10 protein-coding genes are annotated in these 12,644 nt (G+C 31.3%); 8 read left to right on the top strand and 2 right to left on the bottom strand.

The window, feature by feature from the left end:
• Nucleotides 1-20 precede the first annotated feature (20 nt).
• The 5 genes from ACQKCJ_RS03165 (at nucleotide 21) to ACQKCJ_RS03145 (ending at nucleotide 5,699) form a co-directional block, all read left to right on the top strand.
• Complete coding sequence (locus ACQKCJ_RS03165) at nucleotides 21-2,048, top strand: hypothetical protein (protein WP_427401342.1); 2,028 nt, start codon at nucleotides 21-23, stop codon at nucleotides 2,046-2,048.
• A 65-nt stretch (nucleotides 2,049-2,113) separates the two neighbouring features.
• Nucleotides 2,114-2,947, top strand: a complete 834-nt coding sequence (locus ACQKCJ_RS03160; RefSeq protein WP_271337562.1) for a DUF4846 domain-containing protein — start codon at nucleotides 2,114-2,116, stop codon at nucleotides 2,945-2,947.
• A 60-nt stretch (nucleotides 2,948-3,007) separates the two neighbouring features.
• Nucleotides 3,008-3,694, top strand: a complete 687-nt coding sequence (locus ACQKCJ_RS03155; RefSeq protein WP_271337561.1) for a M15 family metallopeptidase — start codon at nucleotides 3,008-3,010, stop codon at nucleotides 3,692-3,694.
• A gap of 69 nt (nucleotides 3,695-3,763) precedes the next feature.
• Nucleotides 3,764-4,660, top strand: a complete 897-nt coding sequence (locus ACQKCJ_RS03150) for a LysR family transcriptional regulator (RefSeq protein WP_271337560.1) — start codon at nucleotides 3,764-3,766, stop codon at nucleotides 4,658-4,660.
• Nucleotides 4,661-4,733: 73 nt separating this feature from the next.
• Nucleotides 4,734-5,699 carry a YeiH family protein gene (locus ACQKCJ_RS03145; RefSeq protein WP_427401341.1) on the top strand — a complete coding sequence of 322 codons (966 nt, stop codon included), beginning with the start codon at nucleotides 4,734-4,736 and terminating at the stop codon, nucleotides 5,697-5,699.
• Between the two features lie 8 nt (nucleotides 5,700-5,707).
• Here ACQKCJ_RS03145 and ACQKCJ_RS03140 read toward each other — a convergent pair whose 3' ends face one another.
• A complete protein-coding gene (locus ACQKCJ_RS03140) occupies nucleotides 5,708-6,661 on the bottom strand; it encodes a hypothetical protein (protein WP_271337558.1) in 954 nt (317 codons plus the stop codon).
• A gap of 161 nt (nucleotides 6,662-6,822) precedes the next feature.
• On the opposite strand from ACQKCJ_RS03140, the gene ACQKCJ_RS03135 reads away from it, so the two are divergent.
• Nucleotides 6,823-7,821, top strand: a complete 999-nt coding sequence (locus ACQKCJ_RS03135; RefSeq protein ID WP_271337557.1) for a zinc dependent phospholipase C family protein — start codon at nucleotides 6,823-6,825, stop codon at nucleotides 7,819-7,821.
• A 255-nt stretch (nucleotides 7,822-8,076) separates the two neighbouring features.
• Here ACQKCJ_RS03135 and ACQKCJ_RS03130 read toward each other — a convergent pair whose 3' ends face one another.
• On the bottom strand, nucleotides 8,077-10,167 hold the full coding sequence (locus ACQKCJ_RS03130) for an LTA synthase family protein (protein ID WP_427401340.1): 2,091 nt from the start codon (nucleotides 10,165-10,167) through the stop codon (nucleotides 8,077-8,079).
• 202 nt (nucleotides 10,168-10,369) lie between these two features.
• Here ACQKCJ_RS03130 and ACQKCJ_RS03125 point away from each other — a divergent pair, with 202 nt between their 5' ends.
• Together ACQKCJ_RS03125 and ACQKCJ_RS03120 are read left to right on the top strand one after the other, a co-directional pair.
• Entirely contained in the window at nucleotides 10,370-11,035 is a 666-nt protein-coding gene (locus ACQKCJ_RS03125) for a response regulator transcription factor (RefSeq protein ID WP_427401339.1), read from the top strand.
• Nucleotides 11,036-12,436, top strand: a complete 1,401-nt coding sequence (locus ACQKCJ_RS03120) for a sensor histidine kinase (protein ID WP_271337554.1) — start codon at nucleotides 11,036-11,038, stop codon at nucleotides 12,434-12,436.
• The last annotated feature ends 208 nt before the right edge of the window (nucleotides 12,437-12,644 follow it).

Raw genomic sequence — 12,644 nt, 5'->3', positions numbered from 1 at the left:
ATCTACAAACTACATAAAATATGACTACAAACACGATTCTATTATTATTACTTTCTTTAGTAATAGCGGGTGGGTTATCGTATTTTCAATATTTTTTTAAAGCCAAAAACAAATCCAATGTGATTTGGTTTTTGGCTTTTTTACGTTTTTTAGCTATTTTCGGCCTGTTGGTTTTGTTGATAAACCCAATAATGACTAAAAATTCGCTGCAAATCACTAAAACACCTTTGGCTATTGCGGTAGATAATTCGAGTTCGATTGAAGTTTTAAAATCAGATAAAAAAGTTGCCGAATTATATCAAAAACTAATTTCGAATCCTGCACTTAAGGAAAAATTTGAAATTCAATCGTATCAATTTGATGCAGATTTTAAACCTTCGGACAAATTTGATTTCAAAGGAAAACAAACAAATCTTGACGAAGTTGCCAAAAATCTAAAAAGCATCAATAAAAACCTGATTTTCCCGACGGTTATAATTACTGACGGAAATCAAACTACAGGAAACGATTACGTATATCGCTTTGATCCTGCTAATAAAGTTTATCCTTTGGTTGTGGGAGATACAACCACTTTTCTTGATTTAAAAATCAATCAGCTTAACGTTAACAAATACGCATTTCATAAAAATAAATTTCCGGTTGAAGTTTTTCTGCAATATTCCGGAGATAAAAATGTAAATGCCGATTTTACCATTACACAGGGAAATAATGTTGTTGCCAAAGAAAAAGTTTCTTTTTCAGCCTCAAAAAAAACAGCTGCTTTAAATTTGTTATTGCCTGCAGATAAAGTAGGATTACAAATTTTTAAAGCCAGTATTTCTTCTGGTTCAAAAGAAAAGAATAGTTATAATAATGTCAAAAATTTTGCTGTTGAAATTATTGATCAAAAGTCGACCATCGCCATAGTTTCTTCTATAAATCATCCTGATATCGCAGCGTTAAAACGTTCTATTGAAGTTAATGCACAGCGTAAAGTGATATTGGCTAAACCTAATGATATTAATCAGTTACAAGAAGCTTCTGTTTTAGTTTTATATCAACCAAATTCAAGTTTTAAAGCAATTTTTGATAATAATAAATTAGCAGGAACCAATACCTTTATTATTACAGGAACCAGTACTGATTTTAATTTTTTGAACCAGCAACAGAACAGTCTGGTTTTTAAAATGAGCAATCAAAGAGAAGATTATTTATGTGAGTTTCAATCGCAATTTAATCTGTTTGCGATCGATAATATTGGTTTCGAAAATTTCCCACCATTGCAAAATTTATTCGGAACGATTACTACAAACGGAAATGTCTCCGTTTTGCTTTCTTCTAAAATCAGAAATGTCGCTACCAACGCGCCTTTATTAGCTTTTACCGAAAATCAGGGCAAAAGAACTTCTTTTCTTCTAGGAGAAAACAGCTGGAAATGGCGTTTGCAAAGTCATGTTGATAATCAGTCATTTGAAAAATACGATATTTTTATAGACAAGATAATTCAGTATTTGGTTTCGACAACTTCTAAAAAATCACTCGTAGTAACACACGAAAGTTTTTATAATTCAGGAGAAGCAATTGTGATCAATGCGCAGTACTTTAATAAAAATTATGAATTTGACGAAAAAGCCAGATTGACCATTGCAGTTACAAATGCAGAAACAAAACAAGCCAAAAACTACGATTTATTAAAAGGGAATAATTCGTTCTCAGTAAATTTAGACGGATTGTCTACAGGAAAATATAATTTTACAGTAAAAGAGTTAAACACGAACACGTTATATTCAAGTCATTTTGAGATTTTAGATTTTGATATTGAAAAACAATTTGTAAATCCTGATGTTTTAAAGCTAAAACAATTGGCGCTGCAAACAAACGGAAAAGCTTTTTTCGAAGATCAGGCCGATGATTTGATTCAGCAACTTCTGGAAAATAAAGAATATAAATCGATAGAAAAAAATGTTTCAACCAAGACTCCGCTAATTGATTGGGTTTGGTTATTGATTTTAATTGCTGCGGTATTGACTACGGAATGGTTTGTTAGGAAATATAATGGAATGTTGTGATGAAATATAATCGCATTCTCTCTAGCTTTTTGTGATCTTGTGGTTATGAATTAAAAGTATAAATTATGAAAGTTAAATTCTTATTTATTGTAGTAATTTTGATGGTGATTTTTTGTTTTTTTTCATTTTCAAAGACAAACAATACTAACCAAAGCAACCTTTTGGGAAATACGATTCAGCAACGTTTTCAACCACCTCCAGGATTTGTGAGAGAAGAGGAATCTAAAACTTCGTTTGGATCTTTTTTACGAAATCTTCCATTAAAGGCTTCAGGTTCAAGTGTTTTGTATTTTAACGGAACTGTAAAATCAAATCGAAACGTTTATGAAGCGGTTGTTGATTTACCCATTGGAAAACAAGATTTGCATCAATGTGCTGATGCTGTGATGCGTTTGCGAGCGGATTATTTTTATAGCCAAAAACAGTACGATAAAATACATTTTAATTTTACAAATGGTTTTCGAGTTGATTTTAGTAAATGGGCTGAAGGTTACAGAATTGCAATTAAAGGCAACAAAACCAGTTGGGTTAAAACTGCAAAGCCATCTGATAGTTATCAAACCTATTGGAAATATTTAGAGACGGTTTTTATGTATGCCGGAACTGCTTCGTTAGAAAAAGAACTGAAATCAATTAATGTTACAGACGTAAAAATTGGAGATGTCTTTATAAAAGGTGGCTTTCCAGGTCACGCTGTTATTGTGGTTGATATAGCCGTGAATCCAAAAAATAACCAAAAAATTATGCTATTAGCACAAAGCTATATGCCAGCACAGGAAATCCAAATATTAAAAAATCCAAATAATAGTTCGTTGAGTCCCTGGTATACTGTCGATTTTGGAACCACTCTGAAAACGCCTGAATGGACTTTTAGTTCTTCACAATTAAAACGTTTTTAAATGAAACGATTCCTTTTTTTAGTCCTTATATTCCAAAATGTTTTTTCGCAGGAAATCCCATTGAATGTTCAAAAATTAATTAAAGCATATCCAGATCAAGTTGTTGGTTATAAAGATAATAAAATTATTTTTAGTGATAAATCTAGTTTGATTTACGATGATTTTAAAAATAAAACGAATCAGGAATTGTTGGAAAATCCAGATATTGAAGATCAATTTAAGTTTGTTTATAATAAAGTAAATAAGAATTTAATTCCAAAGGAAGATGCAGGAAGAATTCGAAATGAAGCTTTTTTTAAGAAAATTTACGGAAATTCAAAATCAGAAGTTGAATCAAAAATGACTGAAATTATTTGGTGCCCAAAATTAGTCAATCAAAAAATAAAAGTCACAACAGTGAATGGAATTGATAAAATAGTAAAAAAACTCTCGGCAGAATTAGATAATAATCCAGAATTTAAAAAATATATTAATGCTATTGGAGGTACATTTAGTTGGAGAAAAATTTCAGGAACAAACCGATTGAGTACGCATAGTTATGGAATGACTATAGATATTAATGTCAAAAATTCCAATTATTGGCAATGGGATTGTAAATGTAAAAATGAAGAAGCTATTCTTTCGTATAGAAATCAAATTCCTGTAAAGCTAATTTCAATTTTTGAAAAATATGGCTTTATTTGGGGAGGAAATTGGAAACATTACGACACAATGCATTTTGAGTATCGACCTGAACTTTTTTTATAAATTTTAGAATATTTTATTTCAAAAAAATATTGTGGAGGAAAGTGGGTTACGAATTATAAATTTATGATTATGGATTTCAGGCTAAAAGTTTTCTACACCGTTGCGCTCCGCCTTAATTTTACTAAAGCAGCTCAGGAATTATATATATCGCAGCCGGCAGTTTCTAAACATATCCAGGAACTCGAGGAAACCTATAAAATTAAGCTTTTTGAACGTAATGGTTCTAAAATTGCATTAACTCCTGCCGGAGAAATTCTACTAAAACATACCAAAAACATCTTCGAAATCTATCGCAAGATCGACTTTGATATGAGTTCTTTTATCAACGAGCGTAAAGGTTTATTAAGATTGGGAGCCAGCACTACAATTTCGCAATATATTATTTCCCCAGTTTTGGCCCGCTTTCATCAAAAGCAAAAAGACATTAAAGTCAATTTACTAAACGGAAATACAGAACAAATAGAAAATGCTTTAATCAGCAAAGAAATAGAAATAGGAATTGTCGAAGGGCAATCTAAAAATCAGTTGATTAAATATATTCCGTTTTTAAAAGACGAATTGGTTTTGGTTTGTAATATCAAAAATCCTTTTGTAAAACAAAACGAAATTTCATTAGAAGATTTAAAAGCGATGAAATTTATAACCCGGGAGCGTGGTTCCGGAACACTTGAAGTTATTGAATTTGCTTTGAAACAAGTCAATGTAAAAATAACAGATTTACAAATCGAGATGCAGTTAGGATCTACAGAAAGCATAAAATCATATTTATTAAACTCTGATTGTTTTGCTTTTATGTCAATACACGCGGTAGGCAAGGAGCTTAAAAATAATGAATTAATAGTGTTAGACGTCACTAATCTTTCTATTGAACGTTATTTTTATATTATAACTTTATTGGGTAAATCAGATTCTTTATCAGAATTATTTATACAGAATATGTCTTCTTATTATAACTTAGAGTTATAGTCGATTGCAATTTGCGATTAGTGATTGCGGTGTAAAGAGCAGACCTTTGTAGAGAAATATTAAAATTATTATTTTGAAAACAAAACAACATACATCGACACATTTATTCCAGGTCAATCTTTACATACAACAAGCTATTTTTGCTTTAATAATCCTATTGTGTTTATTTTCTATTATTTCTGCACCGGTCGCTTTATTACTGGGAGTCGTAATGGTTAATGTTTTTGGTAATCCTTTTGTCGAATTCAATCATGTCGCTATTACTTATTTATTACAATTTTCAGTAGTTGGTTTAGGTTTCGGAATGAATGCTACAGCTGCAATTTCAGCAGGAAAAGAAGGTTTTTTGCTAACTGTATTCTCGATTTTTAGTACTTTACTATTAGGTACATTTTTAGGGAAATGGCTTAAAACTAATAAAAAAACATCACACTTAATTTCTTGCGGAACTGCTATTTGCGGAGGAAGTGCTATTGCCGCGATTTCACCGGTAATTAAATCAAACGAAAATCAAACATCAATTGCTTTGGGAGTTATTTTTATCCTTAATTCAATAGCATTATTCGTTTTTCCATTTATCGGACATCAACTAGATTTGTCACAAAAAGAATTTGGCTTATGGTGCGCCATTGCTATTCATGATACCAGTTCTGTTGTAGGTGCAGCTAATAAATACGGTGCCGAAGCATTGCAAATCGCAACAACTGTAAAATTAGCACGAGCATTATGGATTATTCCTATTTCTCTCATCACGGCTGCAATTTTTAAAAATAAATCCCAAAAAATCAAGATTCCTTATTTTATAGGTTTATTTATTCTTGCAATGCTTTTTAACACCTATGTTCCCGCTACTGCAGTTATTGCGCCGTTTATTGTGAATGTAGCTAAGATTGGTCTAACAATTACCTTGTTTTTAATTGGAGCTACTTTAAACATTAATACACTACGATCAGTAGGAGTGAAGCCTTTGTTACAGGGAGTTATTCTGTGGGTATTTATTGCCGGTCTGGGTTTAGCTTCAATTTTATATTTGAATTAATCAAAATACTATTTTACGTTAGAATACTTTACAATAGGTTTGCCTACAATATTATACCATTTCCCTTTAAAAGAAAAATGTCTTTCTATTGAAAAATTAAATTGTTTTTTTGTTTTAGCCATCTCACTTACTTCTTTCGGCATATCGACTTCATATTCTTCATCTCCGCCTTTTGACTTACGGTAAAATCCCGTTGTTGTAATGACAAAATCCCTGAAATATTTTTTATCCGAATCATTTACAACTTTATATGAACTTGACCAATTTGTGCCGCCTCCGGTATTTGACAGCGCATAATTGTCTACTTCCATCAAAGGCTGATACTTTCCATTAAAACCAACTATTAAATATAGATAATCGTAATACGGTGCACCAGCACCTCCATTTGAATGTACTAATGTAAAAGCGTACTGATCATCACCAATTTCGATCAATTTAGGAGAAGGAGCTCTTGAGAAAGCACCAAAAGCAGCAATTGCCGGCTGAAAAGATCTCATTTGCCAAACATTATCATTTTTTGCAAACTTGGCAACACCCACCAAACCTCCGGAAAATCTTCCTGTTTGTCCTCCGTCCCCATCATAAACGGAGTGATTAAAAAACAACAATTTAAATTGATTGCCCTTTGAATCCGTGTAATTTATATTTTCAAGAAGTCTTGTCGCAACACCTTCTTTATAGGGAAATAGTTGATCGCCTTCAGTACCATTAACATCTTTATAAGCCACCGGTTTACAGCTTTTGCATTTCCAACTCAAAAAAGTATTGTCGTCAGAAAGCTTGTATAATTTACCGGGAAACAATTTTTGCATCGTTTTAACGCCATCAAGCTGATCAGATAATTGTAAAGTTCTCTTGGTATTGAGAATAGTATCACTGACATTTTTTAATTGTATATCATCCTGAGCGGAACAAATTGAAGTAAATAATAAAAAAAGAACACTAAAACGAATCAGAGACATATATTAATATTTTTATGTAAAACAAAAACGAATTTACAAAGAAACTTTTAATATGAACTTACTGCCGATAAGGTTCGTAAAATTAAATTATAACAATATTATCTACTATTGTTTTGAATTCACTTTAAATGAAATAAATTTGCACCTCAAACAAAAAACAAATGAAAAACTTTAGAATGAAACCAAAGTTAATCGCATTTTTTGCATTAGCTATTGGATTTTTGACATTATCATGGGGAATCGTTGGCCATGAGCGTATTAATAAAGCTGCAGTAATGGCATTGCCACGTCCGCTTCAGATCTTCTTCTACAATCACATCGATTTTATTACACAAGAAGCTTCTGTTCCGGATATTCGTAAATATGCTTTAAATTATAAAGATGAAAATCCGAGGCATTATTTTGACATGGAGAATTTTGGTGCTTTAGACAGTATTCCAAAAACTATGGAGCAAGCAAAGAAAAAATACGATGCTAAATTTCTGAATGACAATGGGATATTGCCTTGGTACATAGAAGATATGATGGTAAAGCTAACCAAAGCCTTTAAAGATAAAAACAGAGCAGAAATTTTATTTCTTGCTGCAGATTTAGGTCATTATATAGGAGATGCACATATGCCATTACACACTTCTGCCAATCATGACGGGCAATTAAGTGAGCAAAAAGGAATTCACTCTCTTTGGGAAAGCAGACTTCCTGAATTATTTGCTAAAAATTACAAATTAAATGTTCCTGAGGCACATTATTATGAAGATGTTCATAAAGCAACCTGGGACATGATAAACGATACACATAGTTTAGTTCAGCCGTTATTAGACATTGATAAAAAATTAAGAACTGCGACTCCTGAAAATCAAGTTTTTAAAATGGATGCAGACGGAAAAGTATTGAAAAGCAAATACAATTCAGCTGTTTTCTCTGATGAATATGCTAAGAAATTGCATAAAGATTTAAATGGAATGGTTGAAAATCAAATGAAAAAAGCCATTACTGCAACAGCGAGTTTCTGGTATACTGCGTGGGTAAATGCAGGAAAACCTGATTTAAGCGATCTGGATGCGCCAGCGGTTACACAAAGAAACAACCAGGCTCTAAAAGATGATTTAAAACTGTTTCAGCAAGGTGACTTGTTCGGAATGAAGAATCAGAACGACTAGAGAAAGTTTTCAGTCTCAGTTAATAGTTTACATATTTTAAGCAATAAAAAAGTCTCAAATTCATCTGAATTTGAGACTTTTTTATTTTTTAGACAATCTTCATCTCGACCAAAGGGAGAGATCGCACGCGGGGAAAACGCACTGTTGCCGGGCTACTTTATGTGATTTCTCCCTTGGGTCGAAATGACAACCATGAACTATATCCAGCGGAAATCGGCTTAAATCAGTGTCATCCACTTGCTATTATATTTTCTCTTATTTCTGATATTTCTTATGTTTCAACATGTCCGAAGCTGTTTGATAAAAAGAAATTGTTTCGTTAACCAAATCAGTTCTTTCAGTTTTCATTGGAATTTCGTTATAATCAATTTGATATTCGGGAGCAATACCTGGTTTTGTATTAATTTTCAAATCAAATTGCTTTACCTGCTGTTTAGGAGATAAAACTGTTAGAACATTATCTTTTATTAAACCTAAATCCTGATAAGTTGCAATAAAAGCTCTTGGTTTATAATCAGGTTTTAGTACATCCTGACCAAAAAACTTGCTTTCATAGCTAAAATGTAATAATCCAAAAAGCGTAGGCATCAAATCAATTTGCGACATTAACTGATTGTATTGTGTTGGTTTAGCGGTTGGATCATAAATAAAAGCAGGAATCCTGTATTTATCCAACGGAAGCTCTGTTTTTCCTGCACTTGAAGCACAATGATCAGCAACAATCACAAAAACAGTATTCTTGAACCAAGGTTGCTTACTTGCCATCTCGAAGAATTTTTTTAACGAATAATCAGTATATTTTACACCGCCATCACGAGATTTAATATCTCCCGGAATGTCAATTTTATTATTAGGATATGTAAAAGGCCTGTGGTTGCTTACTGTCATGATATGATTAAAGAAAGGCTTATTTTGTTTTGCCTCAACATTCATAATCTTAATTGCTTTATTGTACATATCTTCATCACAAACTCCCCAAACGTTTGAAAATGCAATTTCTTCAGGAGAAAAGCTTGATTTATCTACAATCTCATAACCATTACCAGAATAAAAATCCTGCATATTATCAAAGAAGGCATCTCCACCATACATAAATTTCACATTATAGCCTTTTTGTTTAAAAATTGCTCCTGTCGAAAACTTGTTTTTGTTGTCCTCTCTTTTTAAAACACTTTCTCCTGCAGTTGGAGGTAAGCACAAAGTTACAGCTTCAAGTCCGCGAACAGTTCTGTTTCCTGCTGCATATAAATTTGTAAATTGTAAACTTTGCTGAGCCAGACTGTCCAGAAAAGGAGTTATGTTTTGTTTATTCCCATATGCTTTCATGAACTCTGCACTGTAACTTTCTATTGTAATTAAAACAACATTTTTATGATTTTCAACAGAATCAGCAGTTATTGTTCGAGTAGTGGTTTGCCCCGAAATAGTTGGCAATTGCTGCTTTAAGAGTTCAAATGCCTCGCTATCCGGAAGCGTTTTGTAAAATTTGAAATAATCGAGTTTATTGTTCTGAAACGCCAAATAAAATTTATACAATCCATTTGCTTGTAATTCATTAACAAAAACATTCTTAGAATTTTCTGTCTTTGCCAATAGAGGTATAGCAATCAAAGACATAATAAACAAAAGAATATAGATTCCGCTAATTTTTATTTTTTCAACTAAAGATGGAATATTATCAATATAGTTTCTGGATTTTTTTAAAATAAAATAAGTGAAAATTCCAGTGATTAAAAACAAAGCAGAAAATATAGGAACAACAGGATAAGATTGCATGATGTTCCCGATCACTTCATTAGTATAAATTAAATAGTTTACTGCAATAAAATTGTATTTTACACCAAATTCATTCCAGAAGAAATATTCACTTAATCCATTTTGCAGAATTAATAAAACGTAAAGGAAAATTACGAAAGCAAATAACCAATATCTGATTTTATCCCTTAAACGCGGAAGAAAAAGTAAAAGCGCAAAAAGAGCCGTTTTGATTCCAATAAAAATTAATACAATATTAGGTAAAGCCCCGCCATATTCAGTAATTACACTTTTACCGAAAGCAACATAAACAAACAGAAGCAATAAAACACCCAAAATTATATATCCTGAAGGTTTATTGTATTTAGAATTAGATATAAAAATAAGATAAAGCCATAAAAAAACACTCGCTACTGTAAAAACAAAAAAGTCAGAAATGAGTCCTAAAACGAAAATTTTCAGACTTTCAAGTAAAGTAAAAGAACTTTGAGTTATAGGATGAAAAAATAAAACTATTCGTAATATAAAGCTTACGGCAAAATAAAATAAAGCAAGATTGTAAAAAGGCGACAGTTTCTTGTAAATATTCATCTAATTATTTTTTTTTAGCAAAATTACATCCAATAGATTAGTTCCTGATTAAGTTATACTTTAACCTTACTTAACTTTGTCTTAATGTTGCCTTAAGATAGTAATTTTTATTCTATTCTTACAAATCTAATTCATTTCTGACTTCAAAATTTTTATCTTTGAAAACCAATTTTCCAATTTTTAATCTTAATCCCAAAATTTAATGCACATTCTAATAGTTGAAGACGAGTTAGGTATTGTTCAGTTTTTACAACAAGGCCTGCAAGAAGAAGGATACCAGATTACTACTGCAAATGATGGATCAAAAGGTTTTGAATTGATTCAGAATCAACACTTTGATTTGATTTTACTGGACTGGATGCTGCCCAAGATTAATGGTTTGGATTTATGTAAAGCAATTCGGGTAAAAGATCAAACCACACCAATAATCTTTCTAACGGCAAAAGATACAGTTCAGGAAACTATAGTGGGATTAAAAGCAGGAGCAAACGATTATATCAAAAAGCCATTTAGTTTTGAAGAATTGGTAGAACGCATTAAAATTCATTTTAGGAATCAAAAAGAATCAGAACTTTTAACTCTGGGAACTATTAAGATCGATTTGTTGAAACATATTGTTTATAAGAACGATGAAGAAATAGCCCTTACGCAACGTGAGTTTGAATTGTTAAAATATTTAATTCAAAATAAAGGAAAAGTGTGTACCAGAAATCAAATTTTAAAAGATGTCTGGGAGATTAATTTTGAATATGACACCGGAGTTATCGATGTTTTTATGAATGCAATAAGAAAAAAACTCAATTTAAAAATTGAAGAAGATTACATTAAAACAATTCGCGGTATTGGTTATATCGCCAACGACATATAAATGATACAGCTTTCTTTTAAAAATAGAATTGCATTAAACTATATTATCACCACAGGATTGTTGATTGTAGTAGTTTTTTCAGTTATTTATTCTATTGTAAAACACACCGTTTACAGTCATATTGATGAAAAAATTAAAGTTGAGATTGAAAATCATCTTGAAGAAATCAAAGAAGTTGACGGAAAAGTAATTCTTATTGATGAAGAAGAATGGAAAGAACGCGAACATAATACCGTAGATGTAAACCCGGTATTTGTTGAATTTCTTGATGTGAATAAGAAAATTATCGAAAAAGCACCAAATCTAAAAACGGAAACACTCGTATTTAACGATTCAGTTAAAGATTTTGAGTTATTTGATACTATAATGGGGGATCATGCTATTAGGCAAATTCAGGTTCCACTTCATCTAAAAGGTAAAAAAATAGGTTATGTAATTGTAGCAATGTCTTTGGCAGATTCAAAAATGGTATTAAATAATTTGTTTGATATTATGTGCCTGTCTTTCTTGGGAATTTTGTTATTACTGTTCTTTATTGCCCGCTTTTTTGCTGGCAGAAGCATAAAACCAATAAATGCCATCATTAATACTTCGAAGATTATCACGAAGGACAATCTGAAAACACGGATTCCGCTGCCCAAAACCCGGGATGAATTGTACACACTCTCTAAGACTATCAATAATCTTTTAAATAGAATTGAAGATGCTATTGAACGTGAAAAACAATTTACGTCTGACGCTTCTCATGAATTAAGAACGCCTCTCACGGTTATCAAAGGTACTCTTGAAGTTTTGATTCGTAAACCGCGTGATAATAAAGAATATGAAGAGAAAATAAATTATTGTATAAAAGAAGTCGATCATCTCAATATGTTAGTAGATCAGCTATTATTAATGGCACGTTTCGAGAACCAAAGCAAAAATATAAAAACAGAATCAGTTTACTTAAACGCAGTAATTTTAGATGTTTTGCAATTGAATTTGGAGAAGATAAATACAAAAAGAATAAAGATTAAATTTGATACAAAAGAAGATTATTATATTCAGTCGGATAATTTTTTAGTAATTACGATTTTGAGAAATATTATTTCAAATGCGATTAAATACACCAATACTGACGGAGAAGTCAAAATTTCATTTGCTAAACAAAACGACAAAATAATCTGTAAAATTTCAGACAATGGAATTGGAATCGCAAAACAGGATTTAGAATCAATCTTTAATCCCTTTTTCAGATCCAATTCAACAGATCATCCTGAGATAAAAGGAAACGGACTAGGTTTGTCGATTGTAAAAAGAATTACAGAATTGCTGCATATTAAGTTTAAAATTGAGAGCGAAATAGAAGTAGGAACTACTGTTGTTTTAAGTTTTGATGAAAATATGAAAACCGTATTATAAATTTAAAGAATTCAATAAAAACAGGGTCCCAGTTTTTTTTCTAACAATAAACTATCGTTAAGTTAAATTAAAAATTGCTTTTTTATGAAATTAACTAGTATATTTGCAACCGAATCAAAGAATTATAAAATAAACCAAGTCATGATTTCTATTCAATTACATCATCATCATTTTCATTATTGCCCTCAAGCGATGTGTTAATGGTATG

This window comes from Flavobacterium sp. NPDC079362 (assembly GCF_050267765.1).
Taxonomy (GTDB): domain Bacteria; phylum Bacteroidota; class Bacteroidia; order Flavobacteriales; family Flavobacteriaceae; genus Flavobacterium; species Flavobacterium azizsancarii.
Note: the sequence above shows the minus strand (reverse complement) of the source record. Positions and strands in the feature narration are given on the sequence as shown.

What these genes read in the sequence shown, in the direction of transcription:
- ACQKCJ_RS03165 (WP_427401342.1), top strand. Translation starts at nt 21, where the DNA reads ATGACTACAAACACGATTCTATTATTATTACTTTCTTTAGTAATAGCG.
- ACQKCJ_RS03150 (WP_271337560.1), top strand. Translation starts at nt 3,764, where the DNA reads ATGGATTTCAGGCTAAAAGTTTTCTACACCGTTGCGCTCCGCCTTAAT.
- ACQKCJ_RS03160 (WP_271337562.1), top strand. Translation starts at nt 2,114, where the DNA reads ATGAAAGTTAAATTCTTATTTATTGTAGTAATTTTGATGGTGATTTTT.
- ACQKCJ_RS03125 (WP_427401339.1), top strand. Translation starts at nt 10,370, where the DNA reads ATGCACATTCTAATAGTTGAAGACGAGTTAGGTATTGTTCAGTTTTTA.
- ACQKCJ_RS03135 (WP_271337557.1), top strand. Translation starts at nt 6,823, where the DNA reads ATGAAAAACTTTAGAATGAAACCAAAGTTAATCGCATTTTTTGCATTA.
- ACQKCJ_RS03120 (WP_271337554.1), top strand. Translation starts at nt 11,036, where the DNA reads ATGATACAGCTTTCTTTTAAAAATAGAATTGCATTAAACTATATTATC.
- ACQKCJ_RS03130 (WP_427401340.1), bottom strand. Translation starts at nt 10,167, where the DNA reads ATGAATATTTACAAGAAACTGTCGCCTTTTTACAATCTTGCTTTATTT.
- ACQKCJ_RS03140 (WP_271337558.1), bottom strand. Translation starts at nt 6,661, where the DNA reads ATGTCTCTGATTCGTTTTAGTGTTCTTTTTTTATTATTTACTTCAATT.